Below are 21,702 nucleotides of genomic sequence, written 5' to 3'. Positions count from 1 at the left end.
CCGGCCCCGTGGGCTCCGCGTATCCCCGTGCCGTGCCCCCGTCGTATCCCCGTGCCGTGCCCCGCGTGCTCCTGTGTGCCGCTACGCGCGATACGGGTTGTGCTGCCCAGGGTGCACGGGGTGCGGAGCGTGCGCGGGGTGCACGGGGTGCACGGGGTGTGGGGCCTGCGCGGGGTGCGGGACCTGCGGGGCGTGCGCGGGGTACGGCGCCACCGGGCCGTGCGGCGGTGCCCAGTACGCGGGGGCGTAGCCGTACATCGGCCGCGGCGGCGGTACCACCACCGGCGGCGCCACCGGTGTCATCGCCCGCGCGGCGTGGGCGAGAGCCGGGCGTGCCACCTCCCGCCGCGCCCACAGCTCGGCGAGCAGCTCCTGCTCCCGCGCGACGAAATCGGCACCGGCCCGGCCCCGGCGCCCCCGCCCGCGCAGGAACGCCAGTGATGTCGCGCAGGTCTCGTACTGCGCTACCGCGCGCGCCGCCGTCTTGCCGAAATGGTGTCCCGCCCATTGCCGGGCCAGCCTCCGTGCACGCATCGAGCCCAGCACGAACGGCTCCACCGGCCCCAGCCACCCGGCGACCGCGTACGCCGGAAGCTCCTCCCTGACGGTCCGCAGCTCGCGCTGCCTGGTCCAGACGGCCAGCCAGGTCAGCAGCCCGAACGCGGGAACCATGAAGGACAGGTAGACCGCGAAGAACCCGTAGTCACCGAACGACGACGAGCCGTTCCACAGGGCGTGCATGCCCATCGCGAGCAGCAGTCCGCACAGCGGTACCAGCACCCGGCGTGCGTGCCGGCGTTCCGCGGTCAGCGCGGCGATGCCGAAGCCGATGCCGGTGAGCACGGTGAACAGAGGGTGGGCGAAGGGGGACATCACCACGCGGACGAAGAAGGTCCCGGCGGTCGCGGAGGTGATCCCCCCGCCGCCGGTCATCTGGTCCGTGCCGAACGCCGTGCCCAGATACAGGATGTTCTCGGTGAACGCGAAGCCGGTCGCGGTGACCCCGGCTATCACCACTCCGTCGACGATCCCGGTGAAGTCGCGTCTGCGGAAGAGGAAGACCAGCAGGACGGCCGCCGCTTTCGCGGACTCCTCGACCACGGGTGCGATGACGGTGGCGCCGAGAGTGTTCGCGCTGGTCGGGTCGGCGGTGGCGGTCGCTATCCACCTTGTCGCGAAGCTGTTGGCGACGATCGCTATGAGCGCCGCCGCACACGCGCCCCAGGCGAAGGCGAAGATCAGATTCCGCCAGGGTCCCGGCTCGACCCGGTCCAGCCAGCGGAACGCGGCCACGAGCAGTGGCACGGGCAGGACCGCGAGTCCGAGCCCCACCAGGAAGCCCTCGGTGCCGGTCTGCTGACGTACGAGCGCGAGGATGACGAGACCGGAGAGCGCGAGCAGGGTGATCAGCGCCCCGTAGCGCACCCTCCGCCTCTGCCACCAGTGCGCGTGCCCGAACCGGGCTCCACCGGGTGCGTCGGCCGGGTACGTCGGGTACGGGGGAACGGTGGCCACGGCATCGACCCTAACGAGGGAGGGGCGCCGCCCGCGACGGTGCCTGGTGGGCCCGCGGCACTCAGCGTGCGCGGCGGAACAGCAGGTCGTTCACGACATGTCCTTTTTCCAGTCCCTGCCCCTCGAAACGGGTCAGAGGCCGGAAGTCGGGACGGGGCGCGTACCCGCCGTCGGGCTGGGTGTTCTCGAAGTCCGGGTGCGCGGTGAGCACCTCGAGCATCTGTTCGGCATACGGTTCCCAGTCCGTCGCGCAGTGCACCAGTCCCCCAGGCTTGAGGCGGGTGGCGGCGAGCGTGAGGAACTCGGGCTGGATCAGGCGCCGCTTGTGGTGGCGCTTCTTGGGCCAGGGGTCGGGGAAGTACACGCGCAGACCGTCGAGGGAGTCCGGTGCGAGCATCTCGCGGAGCAGGATGATCGCGTCGCCGTTCGCGACCCGGACGTTGGTCAGTCCGCCCTGGTCGGCGAGGTTGAGCAGGTTGCCCTGGCCGGGGGTGTGCACGTCGACGGCGAGGATGTTGGTGCCGGGTGCCTCCGCGGCCATGCGCGCGGTCGCCTCGCCCATGCCGAAGCCGATCTCCAGCACGACGGGGTGGGTGTTCCCGAACAGCTCCGCGAGATCGACCCGCCGCTGCCCGTCGATGTCGAGCCCCCACATGTGCCACAGTCGCTGCAGGGCGTCGGCCTGTCCGGTGGTCACCCTGCTCCGGCGCGGCTGGAAGCTGCGGATCCGGCGCTCGAAGTGCGAACCGGCCGGGTCGGCCTTGGGGCCGTCGGGGAAGCGGGGCTCGCCCTTGGCGCGGGGGCCGGGCGGGCCGGGAGGCGCGGGCTCGTGATCTTGGCGGGCGAATTCGAGGGACTCAGACACAGTGCGTTCCATGGTACGGGGCGTGGTGTGAGGCTCCGGTCTGCCGCGGAGTCCCGGGCCACCCGGCCCATACCCCTCAAGCGCGGCCGAGCGCCGCCAGTGCCCGGCGGGCCACCTCTCTGCCGATGGGCAGGGAGGCGGTGGCCGCGGGGGACGGGGCGTTCAGTACATGCACCGTCCGGTCCCCCTCCCGGATCAGAAAGTCGTCCACCAGCGTCCCGTCCCGCAGTACGGCCTGCGCCCGCACGCCTGCCGGCGCCCGTACAAGGTCGTCCGTCCCGATACCCGGCAGCAGTCTCCGTACAGCCTGAGTGAACGCCGCCTTCGACACCGACCGCCTGAGCTCCCCCGCCCCGTACCGCCAGTGTCGCCGCGCTATCTGCCACGAGCCCGGCCAGGCCACCGTCACGCCCAGCTCACGCGGCCGTACGACCCGCCAGCCGTAGCCCTCGCGCGCCAGCGCCGGGACCGCGTTCGGACCGATGTGCACCTCGCCGTCGATGCCCCGTGTCAGATGCACCCCGAGGAACGGGAACGCCGGATCGGGCACCGGATACACCAGCCCCCGCACCAGCTCCGGCCGCGCCAGCGTGTAGTACTCGCCCCGGAACGGCACGATCCGCATCCGCGGGTCGTCGCCGGTCAGCCGGGCCACCTCGTCGCAGTGCAGCCCGGCGCAGTTCACCAGCACACGAGCGCGCAGGACCGTCCCGTCCCCGGTGCGCACGGCGACCCCCAGCGACGGGCGCCGGTCGATGCGCACCACCTCCGCGCCGTACCGGATCTCGGCCCCGGAGGCCTCGCCCAGCTGCCGGGCGACCGCCACGTAGTCGCATATCCCGGTCGTGCCCACATGGATGGCGGCCAGGCCCCGCACCTCGGGCTCGTACTCCGCGATCTGGGCTTGGCCCAGCTCCCGCACCGGAATGCCGTTCTCCCGGCCGCGCTGGACGAGGGCGTGCAGGCGCGGCAGTTCCTCCCGCTCCGTCGCGACGATCAGCTTGCCCGTGACGGCGTGCGCGATGCCGTACTCCGCGCAGAACTTGACCATCTCGGCGGCACCGCGCACCGCGAACCGCGCCTTGAGGGTGCCGGGGCGGTAGTAGATCCCGCTGTGGATGACGCCGCTGTTGCGCCCCGTCTGGTGGCGGGCCGGGCCCGGCTCCTTCTCCAGGACCGTCACCCTCGTACCGGGCGCGGCACGCGTGAGGGCATACGCCGTCGACAGGCCGACGATCCCGCCGCCGATCACCAGCACGTCACAGTCGTAGGCGATCTCCCGCACCTGCTCCACCTCCCGGTTCCGATAGTGCACTGTGCCACTGACAATGCCCTCAAACCCCGGACGCCCGGAAGATTGCGCAGGTCACACGGCCACGTCGGATCCCGCCGCACCGCGCGCTCAAGCGGGCGCCATCAGCAGCGGCCGTGCCCGCTCCCGCAGCTCCACCACGCGCGGCTCGTCGCCGTAGGGCTCGAGCCGGTGCAAGAGGTCCCGGACGTACTCGGTGGTGCGCGCCGACGATATGCGGCCCGCGACCTCCACGGCCCGCACCCCCTGCTCGCACGCCGCGTCCAGGTTGCCCGACTCCAGCTCGGCGACCGCCGACACCACCAGGCGCAGCCCGTGCGAGCGCACGAACTCCTCCGTGGGCCGGGACAGGGCCTGCTCGGTGAAGCGGCGGACCTGGCGCGGGGCCTTGAGGTCCCGGTAGCACTCGGCGGCGTCGGCCGCGAAACGGTCGTAGGAGTAGAAGCCCAGCCAGGTGGGGTCGTTGTCGCCGTCGCGCGCCCGCTCCAGCCAGCCCTCCGCCGACTTCAGGGCCGTGCCCGCCGCCTGGGCGTCACCCGCGCGCGCGTGTGCCCGCGCCTCGACGAGGCGGAAGAAGCTCATGGTGCGGGCCGTGGCCAGGCCGCGGTTGCGTTCCAGCGCGGCCTGGGCGAGGTCGACGCCCTCGTCGCCGAAGCCGCGGTAGGTCGCCTGGAGCGACATGGACGCCAGGACGTAGCCCCCCAGGGGGACGTCGGCGGCGGCACGCGCCAGGCGCAGCGCCTGGATGTAGTAGCGCTGGGCGGCCTCCTGCTGTCCCGTGTCGAAGGCCATCCAGCCGGCGAGACGTGTCAGTTCGGCACTCGCCCCGAACAACGCCCTGCCCACCTCGTCCGAGTACGAGCCGAGCAGCAGCGGGGCCGCCTCCACCCGCAGGCACTCGGGCACCATCGACGAACGCCAGTCGCCGCCGCCGTACTTGGAGTCCCAGCGCCTGGCGTCCTCCGCCGCCTCGCGCAGCTTCTGGACGTCGCTGTGGCCGACCTTCAGCGCCGCCGCGGATCCGTCGGCGGACGCGGGATCGCGCGCGACCGAGCTGTCGGCCGGGGTTATCAGCCAGCGGGAGGCAGGGGTCGCGTAGGCACTCACCGCGAACGATCCGGCCAGCGACTGCCAGATGCCCCCGCCTCCGGCCCGGCGGCCGGCGAGGTCGAGGCGGTAGAGCTCCGTGGCCGACTTCACGGCCTGGCCGACGTCCCGGGGGAAGGCGAGGCCCACCTCCGGCGCGGGATCCGCGTCCGCCAGACCGATCTCGTGGAGCGGCACGGGGCGGCCGAGTTTCTGGCCGATGGCCGCGGCGATGAGATGCGGCGCGGCGCCCTGCGGCACCATGCCCTTCGACACCCAGCGCGCCACCGAGGTCTTGTCGTAGCGAAGAGTCAGCCCGCGCTGGGCGCCAAGATCGTTGACGCGGCGGGCGAGTCCCGCGTTGCTGATTCCCGCGAGGGCGAGAACGGCGCCGAGTTTTTCGTTCGGCCCGCGTTGCTCCCTGGACATGCGCCACCCCTCGACACAGACGGCTGCCGCGGCAATGGCATAACCGCGCGGCATTCGTAAACCCAGCGTAGTTCGCCGCATCCCATGCGTTAAGGGGCGTAAAACCGGATGGCGGGATTGTGGCCCGCTCCTCTGCACGGAGGGTGGCGACGTGCTCCCGGTGTGTGGCCGTGCGCCCGTCCGTGCGCTCTTCTCCGGCCATCGGGGGAGCGGTTCCATGGGTGTTGCGTGGGTCGGCCCGCTGTACTGGATCCAGTGGGCTGGGGGACACCGCCGCCTACATCCCCGCGGGCGGCGGACCGGTCCGGGGGGCGAACTCCGCCTCCCGGACTGTGCGTTGAGTCGAGCCTGTACGGAGCGTGCCCAATGCGGCCCGTGCGCAGTCGATTTGGCTGAAAATCGACGGTTGATTTCGGGGGCGATCACGCCTCCCACCATGACTCTTGACGGCGCGAAAGGCGTTTTCGGGGAGCATTCCGGGGGCGCATTCACGTCGCTGTTTTCTCCCGGCATCATCGGCGGTCCGGTCGACGGCCGCTCCCCTGGCGGGAGTTCACCGGCTCGCGGGGGTCTCCTCGAAGGCGCGTTCAGGGGCGCACAAGCCGCCGCGCGGAGCCTCCCGCGACCGTTCTTCGTGGCAGCATGGACCCGTTCGTCCGGTGCACTGGTTGTCCACAGCCTGTGGAGGCGTCGATGCGGTGGTTGGTGGGGTGGAGCAGCACCGCCGCGGGAGCCGCCGGGCCGGGACCGGGCGGAGCCATCGGACACGACGACGGCGGCACCGTCCACCCGGTGGGCTCCCAGCTTCTGTGGGGTGACCCCGATCCGCTGTGGGCGGTCGGCGACTGGCGCCCCGACGAGGTACGGGTGCTGAAGGCCGACGCACGGACCCGGATCGCGGTCCTGGGCATGTGCGGGGCCTCGGACGACGAACTCCGCGTGGGGCTGCTCGCCGCCCGCGGAGGGGCACTTCGCCATCTCACCGCTTGGTCCGGCAGCTACACCGCCGTCGTCCAGGTGGGACGCAGGATCACGGTGTGCGGCGATCTCGCCGGCGCGCGGCCGGTGTTCTACACGCCGTGGGCGGGCGGCACGGCGTACGCGACCGCGGCGCTCCCGCTCGCCGACCTCATCGAGGCCAACCTGGACTTCGGGCATCTGGCGGCCCTCCTCGCCGCCCCCGACGTACCGGCCGCGGTGCACGACTCGACGCCGTACGACGGTGTGCGGCGCATCCCGCCCGGCCACGCGCTCATCCTGCGCGCGGGAGCCCGGGAGATCGCCGGATACGAGCCCGTGGCCTCCCTCGCGGTCGCGGCGCCCGTCGCGGACCCCTCCGCCGCCGTCGACGCGGTGCGCGACGCCCTCGTGGGCGCCGTACGCGCACGGCTCTCGGCTCCACGGCACGTTCCCGGTGCCGACATCGACCCCGGGCCCGTTCCCGGGATGGGGCCGGCGGAACGCCGTGCCGCCCGCGGGATGCCGGTCCCCGGGATCGGCGCCGACCTCTCGGGAGGGCCGGCCTCGGGAACGCTCGCCCTGCTCGCGGCCGGGCTCCCCGGCATGCCCGGCACGATCCTCGGGCACGGCACCGGCGCGGGCGAGCGCCTGCTGGCCGTCACCTTCAACGACCTCGCCGTACGGGGCCGCGAGACCGAACTCGAACGCGCCGGCACGCTGGCCGCGAACCCCCGGCTGCACCACGTGGTGGTGACCGGCGGAGAAGACGTGCTTCCCTACGCCGACCTGGAGGGCCCGCTGACGGACGAGCCGGGCCCCTGCCTGGTGTCGGCGGGGCGTCACCGGGCGCGGCTGGCGGCGGGCAGCGCCGACCACTTCACGGGTTACGGCGCCCGCCAGGTCCTCGACGCGCACCCGGCCCGCCTCGCCGACCTCCTGATGGACCGCAAACGGCGCCATCTCGTACGTCCGGTGGCCGCGCTGGCGAAGGCCGACGGCTCGGTCACGGTCCCGGCGCGTGTGTACGGCGCGGCGCGAAGGCTGGCCCGTACCCCGTACCGGGCCGGGGTCGACGCACTCGCCGAACGGCTGATGCAGCGCCGGTTCGACGAGCCCCAGGGCGCCGTGGAGGCATCGCTGGCCGCGCTCACCTGGGCGAGACCGGGGCCCGCGGCACGGTGGCTGACCGGCGAGGCCCTCGCCGAAGTATCGGTTCGCCTTCAAGCGGCCGCGGGCCGCACGACGCTCGGCCCCGGGCAGCGCCCGGGCGACTTCCGCGCACGCGCCGCGCTGGCACGAAACGCGGCGGATCTACGGGTACTGGAACAGGCCGTGGAGATCCGCTCCCAGCGACTGCACGCCCCTTTCCTGGACAACCAGGTCGTCCGCGCGTGCCGGACCCTCCCCGAGGCGCTGCGGGTGCAGCCGGGGGCGCGGGCGGCCATCCTGCGCAAGGTGCTGGAGGGTGCGGGCGTCGGCGGCCTGCCGCCCGGCTGGGGTGCCCCTTCGCACGCGTCCACGACAGCGGCGGCCCGCACCGGTCTGCGGGTGGCCGCGGACTCCCTGACGGCCCTGTTCGACACACCGCTGCTGGCCGAGGCGGGCCTGGTGGAGGCCAGGGTCGTGCGCAAGGCGGTACGGGCCACGGCGGCCGGCGCACCCCTGCCCCTCGACGGCCTCGCGGACCTGATCTCACTCGAACTTTGGCTACGCCGCCTCCTGGCCCGCCGCGGCACCTGCTGGACAGGCACTCCAGCCAGGGCCCGCGCGATCCCGGCCGGAATCTCGCCAAGGGGAAGAGCCCTGGGCGCAGGCACCTGACCCGCCCCCACCTCGATAGGGGCGCGGGGAACTGCGCGAAATCCCGCAACGCTCCTGCAGCCGCCAGCGCTCCTCGTCAGGGGCGCGGGGAACTGCGCGAAATCCCCCGACGCTCCCGCAGCCGTCAACGCTCCTCGATAGGGGCGGGGGGAACTGCGCGAAATCCCGCAACGCTCCCGCAGCCGCCAGCGCTCCTCGATAGGGGCGGGGGGAACTGCGCGAAATCCCGCAACGCTCCCGCAGCCGTCAACGCTCCTCGATAGGGGCGCGGGGAACTGCGCGAAATCCCGCAACGCTCCCGCAGCCGTCAACGCACCTTGATAGGGGCGGGGGGAACTGCGCGAAATCCCGCAACGCTCCTGCAGCCGCCAGCGCTCCTCGTCAGGGGCGCGGGGAACTGCGCAAAATCCCGCAACGCTCCCGCAGCCGTCAACGCACCTTGATAGGGGCGGGGGGAACTGCGCGAAATCCCGCAACGCTCCCGCAGCCGTCAACGCTCCTCGTCAGGGGCGCGGGGAACTGCGCAAAAACCCACAAAGCCCCGCAGGGACAACGCACCGCACGCCCACAAACCCCGTGCCCCCACCGCCCACCCCAGCGAGAATGACCGGATGCGGTACAGCATCCTGGGACCAGCCCAGACAGAGGACGACCAGGGCACCCCCATACCCCTCCGCGGCCAGCGGCTCCGCACGCTGCTCACCGCCCTCGCCCTGCGCCCCGGCCGAACCGCCGCGCACCAGACCCTGATCGACGAGGTGTGGGCCGACGACCCGCCGCTGGACGCCCCCGCCGCCCTGCAGGCCCTCGTCGGGCGGCTCCGCCGCGCCGTCGGTATGGAGGCGGTCGCCTCGGAGCCCGGTGGCTACCGCCTCGTCGCCGCCCGCGAGGCCGTGGACCTCTTCGTCTTCGAGGACCTCGTCCAGCGCGGCACCTCGGCCTTGTCCCGGGGCGACGCGCACACCGCCGCCCGCGACCTGCGCGAGGCCCTCGCCCTGTGGCACGGCCCCGCCCTCGCCGACCTGCCCGACCGGGGCGCCGCCGTCCGCCCCGAGGCGCTGCGCCTGACGGCGGTCCGCGCCCGCGCCGACGCCGACCTGCGCCTGGGCCGCGCCGCGGACGTCGTACCCGAGCTGACGGAACTGGCCACGGCCCATCCGTACGACGAACCCCTGCACGCCCTCCTCATCCGCGCCCTGCGCGCCACGGGCCGCGGCGCCGACGCCCTCGCGGCGTACGAGCGGCTGCGCCGTGCGCTCGCGGACGGTCTCGGTACCGACCCCGGCGCCGAACTCCAGGCCTTGCACGCGGAGTTGCTCAGCCCGGAAAGCCCCGAGCCCGCAGGCGGCCCCGGTCGCACACCCCCACGTCCCGCTGCCGCCCGCCCCGGCAACATCCGCCCCCGCCTGAACTCCTTCGTCGGACGGGAGGCCGAGCTCGACGCCATCCGGGCCGACCTGCGCAAGGCCCGCCTGGTCACCCTCACCGGACCGGGTGGTTCGGGCAAGACCCGGCTCGCCGAGGTGGCCGCCGCCGGGCAGCCGGGGGCATGGCTGGCCGAACTCGCTCCGCTCGACCGCCCGGAGGCCGTCCCCGCCGCCGTGGTCAGCGCGCTCGGTCTGCGCGAGACCGTGCTGATCACCAACGAGCTGGCGACACCGCACGACGACCCGGTCGCCCTGCTGATCGAACACTGCGCACCGCGCGGCGAACTGCTCGTCCTCGACAACTGCGAACACGTCATCGAAGCCGCGGCCGAGCTCGCGGAGACCCTCCTGACCCACTGCCCCGACCTCACCATCCTCGCCACGAGCCGCGAACCTCTCGGAGTGCCGGGCGAGGCGGTCCGGCCCGTCGAGCCCCTGCCACCCGATCCCGCGCGCCGCCTCTTCCTGGAACGCGCGGCCACCGTGCGCCCCGACGCGCACCCCGCCCCGAACGCGCCCGCCCTCCCCGACGCGGCGGCCATCGACGAGATCTGCCGCCGTCTGGACGGTCTGCCGCTGGCCATCGAACTTGCCGCCGCCCGCTTGAGGATGCTCACCCCCCGGCAGATCGCCGACCGCCTGGACGACCGCTTCCGGCTCCTCACCTCAGGGAGCCGTACGGCGCTGCCCCGCCAGCAGACCCTGCGCGCGGTCGTCGACTGGTCCTGGGACCTGCTGGACGAGCGGGAGCGCACGCTGCTGCGCGAGGTCTCCGTCTTCGCGGGAGGCTGGGACCTCGCCGCGGCCGAGGCCGTGTGCACGGGTCCCGCCGCCGACCTCATCGGCTCGCTGGTCGACAAGTCCCTGATCGTCGCGACCCCGTACGCGGGGGACGGCGGTACGGGCATGCGCTACCGCATGCTGGAGACGATCCACGAGTACGCCACCGAGCGCGCCGCTCAGACGCCCGGGGCAAGCGCCGCGGCGGAGCGCAGACACCGCGCATGGGTGCGCGCACTCGTGGAGGAGGCCGATCCGAAGCTGCGCTCGGCCGACCAACTCTCCTGGGTCGAGCGGCTGGAGACGGAACTCGACAACATCCGCACCGGACTGCGCCGGGCCATCGCCGCCGGAGCGGAGGAGGAGGCCGGCGCCATCGCGCTCGCGTCGGGCTGGTTCTGGTGGCTGCGCGCCTTCCGCTGGGAAGGCAGCGAGTGGGTGGGCCGCGTCCTGCGCTTGGCGGCGTCCTTGGACTCACGGGCCGGCCGGGACGGGGTGCCGCCCGCGTACGAGGATGACCTGACCGCCTTCGACCCCGTGGAGGCGTTCCTCGCCCATGCCGACAGCGAGGAGGGACATCCGCTCCGTCCGATGCGGATGCAGCTTCGGCTGCTGCACATGTTCCTGCTCGCGGAATCACGGTCGCCGGACACCCTGCGGGGCGAACGGGCGGGGCGTTACGCCGCCCGGGTGCGCTCGTACTTCGAACCGGGCGGCCCGGACGCGGCCCGTCTGCCCGGCCTCCTCTGGCCGTTCACCACGTACTACCTGGGCGGAACCCTCGACATCCGCGAGGGCCTGGAGGCGATCGTGGCCAACTGCCGCAGATTCGGCGGTGACTGGGAGATCGGCGTCACCCTCATGCTGCGCACGCACATCCTCGTCGACTCCCAGGGCGGCCTGCGGGACGTGGACGACGACCTCGCGGAGCTGCGGGCGATCAGCCGCCGGGTCGGGGACCGCTGGATGCGCGCCCAGGTCTGCAGCGCGGCCGGGGAGGCGGCGATGGGGCGCGGCGCGTTCGAGGAGGCGAGGGGGGAGTACGAGCAGGCGCTGCGGTTCGCCCACGAGGTGGGTGCGTACGCGGAGACTCCGTTCCTGCTCGCCCGGCTCGGCGAGATCTCGTACCGCGAAGGCAGACGGACGGACGCGCGGAAGGCGCTGGACGAGGCGGACGAGGCAGCCGACCGGCACGGCGTCCAGGAGGCCCGCGCCTATGTGTGGCTGCTGCGCGCGCACATGGCGCTGGACGAGGGGGAGACCGCCCGGGCGCGGGAGTGGTGGATACGGGCGGAGGCGGAAGCGCTCCTGGGGACGCCGCCCCCGCAGTTCGTGGCGGCGATGAACGGCGTCGACGCGCTCATCACGATCGCCGAGTCCGGCCCGCGACCCGGTCTGCCGAAGCTGGCCGCGACGCTGCGGGACGCCGTGGCGAACCGCTGCGCGGAGTCGGTGACGGCCGGGATCGTGGACATAGCGGCGAACGTCCTGGGAACCCTGGGCGCGCACGCCGCGGCGGTACGGCTGCTCGCCGCCGCGGACGGCTGGCGCGGTGCGTCCGTCCGGCCCGAACCCGAGCGCGAGCAGGCGGAACGGACGAGGGCCGTGGCCCTGGCGGCCCTGGGCGGGGAGTGTTTCGACGCCGAACAGGCGACAGGCGCGACGCTCTCCCACGAGGACGTCGTACGGGACCTCGAACGCTTGTCCGTGCACGGTTCCGGCGACTGACCCCGGCGCCCAGGGCCTGTCGCCTACCGGCAGGTGAAGCGCGCCCGGGCCCAGTCCACGAGTGCCTCCGCGTCCTGCCGGGTGCCGGGCTCCACGACCAGCCGGACCGTCCGGTGCCCGGCGAGTCCGACATGGACCGGCACCGCCCGGTCGCCGCTCCCGAGCACAGGTGACCGCCACGCTCGTGCCCCGTCGAGGAGAACCGAGAACCGCACACCGGCCGGCCCCACCGTCAGATCGTCGATACCGGCCAGCGCGTCGAACGACGAGCACGGACGGTTGAGCTCGATCATCACCGACGACGCGCCCTGGACGGTCACCCCGCGGTCGTAGTGCCGGCCGGCGATCCGCATCCCCCAGCGCCGCCACACCCAGCTGCTGTCATCCAGCCGCATCAAGGGCCCGCCGCGGTCGGTCGTCGTCACGTCGTACGGCAGCCTGTTCCACCAATAGAACGCGGAGCCGGGCGGGGACGGCGCGGGCAGGAGTTCCGCCGGGGGTGTCGAGGACGTCGGCGTCGGAGCGGGCGTCGCTGCCGGGGAGGGCGCGCCGACCGGACCGGAGGGAGCCGAGGGTGGGGAAACGTCCACGACCGGGACCATGGCCGACCCGGCAACCGGGGCGGGGGCGGGGGCGGTGCGCGGCGCCGGTGCCGAGGACGTCGCGGACGGCGGGTGGGGAGAGGCGGCCGAGGCTCGCCCGCCCTTTTGAGGGGGTGCCGGGGCGGGCCCCCGGGACTCCGTGGCCCGGGACTCCACGGCCCGCGGAGCGGAAGGCTCGGCCTCCGGCTTCGTGGCCGGTGCGTGGTGGCCGACCGTCGCGAGGGCGATCACAGTGGCCGCCACCGCCACGACACCGGCCGCGATCCCGGCCTGCAACGGCAGGCTCAGCCCCTTCGACAGCGTGGCGGCACCGCTCGTGCTCACGCTGCCCGAGCCGCCGGCCGCCGTGGCGGCGGCACCGGCGGCTCCACCCGCGGCCGCACCCGTACCCCCGGCGATGATCCCGAGGGCCTTGGCGTATCCGGCGGCGCCGAACCAGCCGATGACCGCGACCGGTACGACGGCGGGAATGCCGTTCGCGATCTCCTCGATCTGGCTCACGGCCAGCCGGCACCGGGCGCACTCCTCCAGATGCCGGCGCAGGCCCTGCTCCGCGCGGGTGCGCAGTCGGCGACGGGCATACGTGCCGAGCTGACCGGCGTACCGCGCGCACTCCTCGTCGTCGACGAGCGCGGCGCTCACATGCGCCTGGAGATAGGCCTGCCTGAGGCCCTCACGGGCTCGACTGGCCAGCACCCGGGCGCCGTTGGCGTCCAGCCCGAACAACGTGGCGATCTCGCTCGGCGACTCCTCCTCGACCTCCGTGTGCCACAGCACGGCCTGCCACCGCTCGGGCAGCGAGCGGAAGGCCGCCCTGGCCATGGACCGCTCGGCCTCGTGCATCGCGCGCACATCGGCGCCCAGTTCCACACCCGCATCGAACGAGCCCGGGGAAGGGGAAGGGGCGGCGTCGGGTTCCCCGGACAGCCGCGCGGACTGCGCGGCGAACATGGCGAAGTCGTCGACCAGCTGCTCACGTCGCGCGGACTTCGTCCAGGTGGCGGCGATACGGCGGACCGCGGTCAGCAGATACGCGCGCACGGCGTACTGGGGACCGGAACCGGCGCGCACCGCCTGGAGCATGCGGGCGAAGACCTCGGCGGTCAGATCGTCCGCCGTGTGGGCGTCGCGGCAGCAGGTGCGGGCGTAACGGCGCAGGGCATCGGCATGGCGCCGGTACAGCTCCTCGTACGCCGTGTCGTCCCCGTCGCGCATCCGCGTGATCAGCTCGGCGTCCGAGGGCGGCAGCGCACCGCGGGCCCGTTGCGCCGGCAGACCCCCGGCCCCCGGCGAGCCACCGGACGGGCCGCCGCCTCCCGTGGTGTGCTCGGGCGGTCCGTCCTGGCCCGGCACCCGCCGTGAGACCTCCGCGCCGCCGCCCGGTGACTCGTCCTGCCCGTCAACGCTCATCGTGGAAAGCCCCGCCGCCTGCCCGACCACTCCCGAAACAGCGGTCAGAGTGTCACAGCGGAATCCGGTCGAAAACACTCGAACGGCCCACCGCGGATCAGCGGAGCCCGACATCTGTGCAGCCCGGATGGCCCAGGCCGACACCGGTCAACCCCGTTTTCCCATGGGGGGACATCACCGGAACGAGCGACAGCGGACCGCCCGTGCCCCCGGCCACCGTGCGCCGTCCCGGCCGAAACCCCGCGTGCCCGGTATCCGGCGGCCGAGGGGGCATGCGCTCCGGCTGATGTACGCGTACCTCGACCCCTGTGCGCATTCCTGGACCGCCGGGCGCCATAAGCAGCCAATGGTTGTCATGCTCGGCAGGGTGCCGTGATTCCCGGGGTGTGTGCGGTGTCGGCCGGGTAAGGCGGAGTCTCCGGCCGGTGCACGTGGTTTCCAGCCCTTGTGCGTGTTGGTGGCACGGCGACCGTTATGAGCAGCCGGTGATTGTCATGCTCGGCCACATGTCGTGAATCCCGGGCCGTGTGCGGCATCCGCTCGCCTCGCGCGCTTTCGGGCCGGACTGTGCGGTTCTCCGCGGGCGTCCGGCGGACCGGGCACGGCCGGTGCGCGCGGTTTCCGGCCTGTGTACGTCTTCTCCGGCCTCTGTACGTGATTGCGGACCACTGCACGCCTTTTTTGCACGTGGGACGACAACACCAACCGCCAACCGGTACACGCAAAGCCCGGCCGGTGTGCGGTAGCGCTGCCCGGAAGGCGAAGCGCCCGTCCCGGGCACGGACACGCGGTTCCGCCCGCGCCCAGGAGGGCCCTCCAGAGAGGAACCCGGCCCCGCTGAGGCCGGCCCGGGTCAGGGGCCCGCCCCGCGGAGCGGGAGCACTCCTCACGCCGGACGGGACCGCAGGCCTTCCAGCAGGATGTCGAGCAGCCGCGCCGAGGCCGCCGCCTGCTGAGCGGCGTCCGGCAGTGAGGGCGCCGCGGTCGCGATCACCAGCAGCACGTCCGCGACGGTGACGTCCGTCCGCAGCTCGCCCGCCTCACGCGCCCGTTCCACGAGCTGTCCGACGACCTCCAGCAGCGTCGCCGTACCCGCGTCGTCCGGGTCCGGCTCGGCCTGGGGCCCCACCAGCCGCAGCTCGGTGGCCGGCAGGGAGCGCTGTTGCGGCACTCGCGTCTCGTCCGCCAAGAGCGCGTCCAGGGACTCGGAGCCCTCCTTGGCGACACCCACCCGCAGGATGTGCGGCGGAAGCAGCCGCCCCGCACCCGACGCCACCGACGTCCGCAGGAAGCGCGACAGCGCCGACCACGGGTCGTCCTCCTGGCCCAGCGCGGTGCGTGCCTGATCGGTCAGCCGGGCGGTCTCCTCCTCGGCTATGCGCCGGACCAGCACGTCCTTGCTGGGGAAGCGCCGGTACACCGTGCCGACGCCGACCCTGGCCCGCCGCGCGACGTCCTCCATCGGCGCGCCGTACCCGAGCTCGCCGAAGACCTCGCGGGCCGCGCGCAGTACGTGTTCCAGATTGCGCTGAGCGTCCACGCGCAGCGGTGTCGTCCGCGAGCTGTCCCCGCGTCCGTGCGCCCCCGCGGCGCTCACGGCGCCCATCGGAGCGATGGCGGACGTAGCTGCGGACCAATGAGCGTCCTGAATATGCATAAGCGATCCCCCGGTCATGTCGTCTCCCCCCGGAGACACTCCCCGCCGATGAAAGCCGAAGCGAAGGGAACAATTGTGTCGTGTGAACGGGTCCGCCCGTCGCGGACCCCTCGAGCCGATCCCCCTACACCCCGTCGGCATACGAACATAGTTGAGTAGGGGTCAATTCAGAAGAGGCAGGTTCCGCACAGAGCGCCCCCCGATCGGAGTACGCGCCGGATTCGTCCCGTTCGGTCCCCCGAACCGCACCCGGCACACCCCCGCTGACCTGCGCCTCTTCCCCGTACTTGGCATATTCGGCCAACTCTGTCGCGCACCGCCGCCCCGTCACACAATGCGCCAGGACTGTGGACAAACTCGGGAGTCGGGTGCCTCATGGGATGGTGACGGCTGCAAACGACCGGGGGACGCCCCCCGATCCCCCGAAGTGTGTGCGCATCCTCATCGTCGGCGGTGGCTACGTCGGTCTGTACACCGCACTGCGCCTGCAGCGGAAACTGAAGGCCGAACTGGGCCGGGGCGAGGTCGAGATCATGGTGGTCTCGCCCGAGCCCTATATGACGTACCAGCCGTTCCTGCCCGAGGCGGCGGCCGGCGCCATCTCGCCGCGCCATGTGGTCGTCCCGCTGCGCCGGGTCCTGGACCGCTGCCATGTCGTCGTCGGCGAGGTGACGTCCATCGACCACGCGGTACGCACCGCCACCCTCAAGACGCTTGCCACGGAGGAGACCGGGCGGACGGAGCAGCTGTCGTACGACGAACTCGTCCTCGCCCCAGGATCCGTCTCCCGCACACTCCCGGTTCCCGGCCTCGCCGACTACGGCATCGGCTTCAAGACCGTCGAGGAGGCCATCGGTCTGCGCAACCACGTTCTCGAGCAGATGGACATCGCCTCCTCCACCCGTGACCCCGCGATCCGCGACGCGGCCCTCACCTTCGTCTTCGTCGGGGGCGGATTCGCCGGAGTGGAGGCGCTCGGCGAGCTGGAGGACATGGCCCGCTACGCCGCGCGCTACTACCACAACATCAAGCCCGAGGACATGAAGTGGATCCTCGTGGAAGCCTCCGACCGCATCCTTCCGGAGGTCGGCGAGGAGATGGGCCGCTACACGGTCACCGAACTGCGCCGCCGCAACATCGACGTACGTCTGCACACCCGTCTTCAGTCGTGCGCCGACCGGATCGCGGTCCTCTCAGACGGCGCGCGCTTCCCGACCCGCACCGTCGTGTGGACCGCGGGTGTGAAGCCGCATCCGGTCCTGGCCGCCACCGACCTGCCGCTGAACGGCAAGGGACGCCTCAAGTGCACCCCCCAGCTGACCGTGGACGGCGTCACGCACGCGTGGGCCGCGGGAGACGCGGCAGCCGTCCCCGACGTCACCGCCGAGGAGCCCGGCACGGACACCGCCCCCAACGCCCAGCACGCACTGCGCCAGGCCAAGGTCCTCGGCGACAACATCGCGCACGCGCTGCGCGGCCGGCCCCTGGAGACGTACGCCCACAAATACGTCGGCTCGGTCGCCTCCCTGGGACTGCACAAGGGAGTCGCGCATGTCTACGGGCGCAAACTCAAGGGCTACCTCGCCTGGCTCATGCACCGCGTCTACCACCTCAGCAGGGTGCCCACCTTCAACCGCAAGGCCCGTGTGCTGGCCGAGTGGACCCTGGCCGGGCTCTTCAAGAGAGAGATCGTCTCCCTCGGTTCACTCGAACATCCCCGTGCGGAGTTCGAACTGGCGGCCGGTGGAAAGCCTTCTGGAGACCCGAAGGGGTCGTCCTGACCGGATCCAGGAACTACACCGGAAGGGCCGACGTCTGACGGATACCGGTCCGGTCGGCCAGACTGGTCCATGACCTCGGGCGGGCCGATCCCCGTCCCGGGCCATATCCACAGGCTTTCCCCACTGTGCCGTACCCCCGGGGGCAGGCTCCCGGACCCCGACCGGATCCGGAGTCGGCCGGCGACGACAACGACGAGGCAAGGAATCGGTGAACTTCACGCGCTGGAGCGCCCGGCTCCCCGGAACGCAGCGCCGCGCCGCAGCGCGGAACGAGCACGCGCTCGCCCCGGACCGGCGGAGGGACGGCGCCGTGCCCGCGGCCCGCGCCGAGCGGCTCACCGACGACACGTCCGGCATGGCCGCACTCGACGAACTGCCCGTACGCGAGGTCCTCGACCGCATTCCGGCCCTCGTCGCCCTGGTCCACGGCCCCGACCACCGCATCGCTTACGTCAACGGCGCCTACACGGCGGCCTTCGGCGCCCGCACGCCCGGCGAACCCGCCCGCGAGGCGCTCCCCGAGCTGGACGAACTCGGCCTCCTCCCGCTCCTCGACCAGGTGCTGCGCAGCTCCAAGCCGCGCACGGTCAAGTCCCGCAAGGCGCCGGGCGGCCGTTCCTACACGTTCACCTGCACTCCGGTGGACGTGCCCGGCGAGCAGACCGGAGGCGTGCTCGTGTTCGCCGCCGACGTGACCGACCACGCCGAGGCCGCCGAACGGCTGCGGGCCAGCGAACGGGAGCAGCGCCGCACCGCGGTCACCCTCCAGCGCTCCCTGCTGCCCCAGGAGCTGGAGCAGCCCGACGACCTGCGCATCGCCGCCACCTACCAGCCCGGCGGCACGGACGCCGCGGTCGGCGGCGACTGGTACGACGTCATCACCCTGGGCGGCGGCCGTACGGCACTGGTGATCGGCGATGTGATGGGCAGAGGCGTACGCGCAGCCGCGGTGATGGGCCAGCTGCGCACGGCGGTACGCGCCTACGCCCGCCTCGACCTGCCCCCGCACGAGGTGCTCCAGCTCCTCGACGGCCTCGCCACGGAGATCGACCCCAACCAGATCGCGACCTGCGTGTACGCCGTCCATGACCCGAACGAGGGACGGCTGGTGTACGCGTCGGCCGGCCATCTGCCGATCCTCGTCCGCGACGAGAACGGAGCGGTCCTGCGCACCGACGAGCCCACCGGCCCGCCCCTGGGCACCGGTGGCTGGATGCACACGTCGGGCTCGGTCCCGCTCGGACCCGGCTCCACGGCCGTCCTGTACACGGACGGCCTGGTGGAGCGCCGAGACGCCGACCTCGACGAGGGCATCGCGGCCCTGGAGAACGCGCTCGCGGGCGCCACGGGCACACCGCAGGTGATCTGCGACCGCCTCGTCCGCTCGGCGGGTGTCACGGCGGATCACGACGACGACGTGGCGGTCCTGGTACTCCAGCACCCGGCGCGCAGGGGCCCGGACGGCGAGCTGTTCCGCAACGCGGCACTGGAACTGCTCGGAGGAGTGGAGGCGACGCCTCGCGCGCGTGCGTTCGCCTCCGGTGTGCTGACCAGCTGGCGGTTCCCGGCCGATCTGCACGATCTGGGGGTGCTGGCGGCGAGCGAGCTGGTCGCGAACTCGCTGCAGCACGGCGTCCCGCCGATGAAGCTGCGCCTCAGGCGGACGGACCGCCGCCTGATCATCGAGGTGACGGACGGCGACGACCAGCTGCCCCGCCGCCGGCGCGCGGAACCGGCGGACGAGGCGGGACGGGGCATCGCGATCGTGGCGACCATCGCCTCCAACTGGGGGTCGCGGCGCACGCCGGGCGGCGGGAAGGCGGTCTGGTGCGAGTTCGCGCTGCCGTGAGAAGGCCGTCTCAGACGCCCGACACGCTGACCTCGGCCAGGTCCGGGCTGTTGCCGGAGGCGCTCTGCGCCACCACCCGGCTCCTGGCCGCGGACGGCAGGTTCTGCGCCGGAGTGAGCCGGCGCCCCAGTCGGACGGCCAGGAACGTGATGCCCAGCGAGAACAGCAGAAACGTCACGACATACGGCCCCGGCAGCGACGCGGCCAGCGGACCGCCCACCGCCGGACCCACGGCCAGGGCCAGCTGCTTCACCAGGGCGAACGCCGAGTTGTACTGACCGGCCATCCCCGTCGGCGCGAGATCCGCGACCAGGGGCGCGAGCGTCGGCGAGAGCATCGCCTCGCCCAGCCCGAAGAGCGCGTACGTCGACACGAACGCGGCGGTGGCCATGGTCTGGCTGCCGTGCCCCAGCCCCGCGTACCCCGCGACGGCCCAGGCGACGGCCCAGATCAGCCCCACGGCCGCGATCACCCGCGACCGCCTGCGCCGCTCCACGAACTTCAGCACCGCGAACTGCGCGACCACGATCATCAGGGTGTTCGCGGCCAGCGCCGTACCCAGCGCGGACGTCGAGATGCCCGCCGCCTCGACGCCGTAGGCGCTCAGGCCCGACTCGAACTGGCCGTAGCAGGCGAAGAACAGCACGAAGCCCAGCACGCACAGCCGCACCATGACCCGGTTGCCCAGCAGCTGCCGCCAGCTCGCCTTGCCGCCCTGCGGCGTGTCGGAGCCGATCTCCGGCGCGTGCGGTACCCGGACCGTCGACATGATCACGGCGAGCAGCAGGAAGATCGCGGCCTCGATCGCGAACAGCAGCGTGAAGGACGCGGCACGCGAGGTGTCGACCAGATGCCCGCCGATCAGACCACCGACGCCGAGGCCCAGGTTCTGCAGGAAGAACTGCATGGCGAAGGCGCGCGACCGGGTCTGGGCGGTCGAGCAGTCGACGATCATCGTGGCCAGCGCGGGCTGCATCACCGCCTGGCCGGCGCCGAGCACGGCCGCCGACAGCAGCACGCTCACCGCGCCGCCCGACAGGCCCAGGCTCAGGGAGCCGACAGCAGCACTGACCAGGGCGGCGAGCAGCACCGGAAGCGGGCCGCGCCGGACGATGGCCCGTCCGGCGAACGGCAGCACGACGAGTGCGGCCACGGCGAAGACGGCGAGTACGAGACCCGCCGTCACAGCACCGAGATCCCGTACCCGCGCCACATAGACGTACAGATACGGGACGGTGAAGCCGAGGCCGAACGCGCTGAGTGCGTTGCCCACATGAATCCGGCGCATCGCTGCGCCCATTGCCCTGGTCACGTTCACCTGCCCTAGGAAGGAGGGGCCGCCCTGGTTCGGACCGGTAGGTCTTACCTCTGAAGCGGTTAACCCTGAAGACTTCGAAGCTAAAGTTAGAGCCTTAACAGTACACACTGAAGGACTTCAACGCCAAGCGCGTGCGTGCGATACTGCGGTCATGGGCGACACCAACGGCGCCAGTGAGCCGACCCTCGATGAACAGATCGCCGCCTACCAGCGCGAATTCCAGGACCTGGACCCACAGGTCGAGAAGATCGTCTCGGCGTTGTCCCGGCTCAACCGCCGTATGAACGTCGCCTACGGCCGCCAGACCGCCGGGCTCGGCATCAGCAACGCCGAGTGGGAGGTCCTCAAGGCCCTCGTCCTCTCCGGCGCCCCCTACCGCCTGGGTCCGAGCGACCTGGCCAAGCGGCTCGGTCTGACGCCGGCCGCGATGACCCACCGGATCGACCGCATGGTCGGCGAGGGGCTCGTCACCCGTGAGCGGGACGAGGCCAACCGGGTCCGCGTGATCGTCGAGCTCACCGCCGAAGGCCGCGAGAAGTGGCTGGAAGCGATGCGCCTTGCGTCGGTGTTCGAGGAGGACCTCCTCCAGGACCTGACCCCGGAGGAGCGCATGACCCTGGGCGATGCCCTGACACGGCTGCTGCGCCGTGTCGAACACGCACAGCCCGACGCGGGCGGCCGCCTCAGCGACCTGGACTGAGGTCCACCAGGGTTTGGCTCTGGGCCGACGGGGCAAGCTTGACAGCCCACCTCCTGACCCGTAATGTTCTCCGGGTTGCCACGGAGCCGTAACGGTTCTCCGGCAGCACCTCCCGTCGCGAAAGCGGCAACCAAACCACTCTGCACGATCTCCCGTTGGGAACGATTTCGGCATGCCCGAATTCGATTTCACCGGAGTACGGCTACTCGATCGAATCGCTCGATTGGGAATCGCCGGAGGGATCCGCTAAGGTTTGGGACGTCGGAACGGCCCAACAGCCGGGAAGACAAACCCGGTTGACTGGGAGTCAGGCCCGAAGGGAACTGAAGGTCTGATAGAGTCAGCAAAGCCGGAAGGCCGAAAGGCCGGAAAGCACCGAGGAAATCGGATCGGAAAGATCTGATAGAGTCGGAAACACCGAAGGGAAGCGCCCGGAGGAAAGCCTGAGAGAGTCTCTCGGGT

The 21,702-nt window shown here is 72.5% G+C and carries 12 protein-coding genes; 5 read left to right on the top strand and 7 right to left on the bottom strand.

Features of this window, described 5'->3' with window-relative positions:
• Positions 1-81 precede the first annotated feature (81 nt).
• From ABZ845_RS30070 to ABZ845_RS30055, 4 genes are all read right to left on the bottom strand, one after another.
• The gene (locus ABZ845_RS30070; protein ID WP_360986029.1) at positions 82-1,515 is read right to left on the bottom strand and encodes a PrsW family glutamic-type intramembrane protease; all 1,434 of its coding nucleotides are present in this window, start codon (positions 1,513-1,515) and stop codon (positions 82-84) included.
• A gap of 61 nt (positions 1,516-1,576) precedes the next feature.
• Entirely contained in the window at positions 1,577-2,380 is an 804-nt protein-coding gene (trmB, locus tag ABZ845_RS30065) for a tRNA (guanosine(46)-N7)-methyltransferase TrmB (RefSeq protein ID WP_360986026.1), read from the bottom strand.
• A 76-nt stretch (positions 2,381-2,456) separates the two neighbouring features.
• Positions 2,457-3,695 carry an L-2-hydroxyglutarate oxidase gene (gene lhgO, locus ABZ845_RS30060; RefSeq protein WP_360986023.1) on the bottom strand — a complete coding sequence of 413 codons (1,239 nt, stop codon included), beginning with the start codon at positions 3,693-3,695 and terminating at the stop codon, positions 2,457-2,459.
• 87 nt (positions 3,696-3,782) lie between these two features.
• Positions 3,783-5,207: an MFS transporter gene (locus ABZ845_RS30055; RefSeq protein ID WP_360986020.1), complete on the bottom strand. Its 1,425-nt coding sequence runs from the start codon at positions 5,205-5,207 to the stop codon at positions 3,783-3,785.
• A 693-nt stretch (positions 5,208-5,900) separates the two neighbouring features.
• On the opposite strand from ABZ845_RS30055, the gene ABZ845_RS30050 reads away from it, so the two are divergent.
• Both ABZ845_RS30050 and ABZ845_RS30045 read left to right on the top strand, forming a co-directional pair.
• Positions 5,901-7,988: an asparagine synthase-related protein gene (locus ABZ845_RS30050; RefSeq protein ID WP_360986017.1), complete on the top strand. Its 2,088-nt coding sequence runs from the start codon at positions 5,901-5,903 to the stop codon at positions 7,986-7,988.
• A 611-nt stretch (positions 7,989-8,599) separates the two neighbouring features.
• Positions 8,600-11,923: a BTAD domain-containing putative transcriptional regulator gene (locus ABZ845_RS30045; RefSeq protein WP_360986014.1), complete on the top strand. Its 3,324-nt coding sequence runs from the start codon at positions 8,600-8,602 to the stop codon at positions 11,921-11,923.
• A 23-nt stretch (positions 11,924-11,946) separates the two neighbouring features.
• On the opposite strand, the gene ABZ845_RS30040 is transcribed toward ABZ845_RS30045, so the two are convergent.
• Both ABZ845_RS30040 and ABZ845_RS30035 read right to left on the bottom strand, forming a co-directional pair.
• Positions 11,947-13,935 carry a sigma-70 family RNA polymerase sigma factor gene (locus ABZ845_RS30040; protein WP_360986011.1) on the bottom strand — a complete coding sequence of 663 codons (1,989 nt, stop codon included), beginning with the start codon at positions 13,933-13,935 and terminating at the stop codon, positions 11,947-11,949.
• Between the two features lie 886 nt (positions 13,936-14,821).
• Positions 14,822-15,592, bottom strand: a complete 771-nt coding sequence (locus tag ABZ845_RS30035) for a helix-turn-helix domain-containing protein (RefSeq protein ID WP_360986008.1) — start codon at positions 15,590-15,592, stop codon at positions 14,822-14,824.
• Between the two features lie 380 nt (positions 15,593-15,972).
• Here ABZ845_RS30035 and ABZ845_RS30030 point away from each other — a divergent pair, with 380 nt between their 5' ends.
• Both ABZ845_RS30030 and ABZ845_RS30025 read left to right on the top strand, forming a co-directional pair.
• The gene (locus ABZ845_RS30030; RefSeq protein WP_360986005.1) at positions 15,973-17,373 is read left to right on the top strand and encodes an NAD(P)/FAD-dependent oxidoreductase; all 1,401 of its coding nucleotides are present in this window, start codon (positions 15,973-15,975) and stop codon (positions 17,371-17,373) included.
• A 208-nt stretch (positions 17,374-17,581) separates the two neighbouring features.
• The gene (locus ABZ845_RS30025) at positions 17,582-19,222 is read left to right on the top strand and encodes a SpoIIE family protein phosphatase (protein WP_360986002.1); all 1,641 of its coding nucleotides are present in this window, start codon (positions 17,582-17,584) and stop codon (positions 19,220-19,222) included.
• 10 nt (positions 19,223-19,232) lie between these two features.
• Here the strand turns inward: ABZ845_RS30025 and ABZ845_RS30020 are convergent, their stop codons facing one another.
• Positions 19,233-20,522, bottom strand: a complete 1,290-nt coding sequence (locus ABZ845_RS30020; protein ID WP_360986055.1) for an MFS transporter — start codon at positions 20,520-20,522, stop codon at positions 19,233-19,235.
• 169 nt (positions 20,523-20,691) lie between these two features.
• Between ABZ845_RS30020 and ABZ845_RS30015 the strand changes: the two genes are divergently transcribed.
• Entirely contained in the window at positions 20,692-21,240 is a 549-nt protein-coding gene (locus ABZ845_RS30015; protein ID WP_360985999.1) for a MarR family transcriptional regulator, read from the top strand.
• Positions 21,241-21,702 lie beyond the last annotated feature (462 nt).

The organism is Streptomyces sp. NPDC047022 (assembly GCF_040644155.1).
Classification (GTDB): Bacteria; Actinomycetota; Actinomycetes; order Streptomycetales; family Streptomycetaceae; genus Streptomyces.
This window is presented reverse-complemented; position numbering and strand designations above follow the sequence as displayed.

Excerpts from the sequence above, each read along its gene's own strand:
- ABZ845_RS30050 (WP_360986017.1), top strand. The coding sequence starts at position 5,901 with ATGCGGTGGTTGGTGGGGTGGAGCAGCACCGCCGCGGGAGCCGCCGGG.
- ABZ845_RS30030 (WP_360986005.1), top strand. The coding sequence starts at position 15,973 with ATGGTGACGGCTGCAAACGACCGGGGGACGCCCCCCGATCCCCCGAAG.
- ABZ845_RS30045 (WP_360986014.1), top strand. The coding sequence starts at position 8,600 with ATGCGGTACAGCATCCTGGGACCAGCCCAGACAGAGGACGACCAGGGC.
- ABZ845_RS30020 (WP_360986055.1), bottom strand. The coding sequence starts at position 20,522 with ATGGGCGCAGCGATGCGCCGGATTCATGTGGGCAACGCACTCAGCGCG.
- ABZ845_RS30055 (WP_360986020.1), bottom strand. The coding sequence starts at position 5,207 with ATGTCCAGGGAGCAACGCGGGCCGAACGAAAAACTCGGCGCCGTTCTC.
- ABZ845_RS30015 (WP_360985999.1), top strand. The coding sequence starts at position 20,692 with ATGGGCGACACCAACGGCGCCAGTGAGCCGACCCTCGATGAACAGATC.
- ABZ845_RS30040 (WP_360986011.1), bottom strand. The coding sequence starts at position 13,935 with ATGAGCGTTGACGGGCAGGACGAGTCACCGGGCGGCGGCGCGGAGGTC.
- ABZ845_RS30035 (WP_360986008.1), bottom strand. The coding sequence starts at position 15,592 with ATGCATATTCAGGACGCTCATTGGTCCGCAGCTACGTCCGCCATCGCT.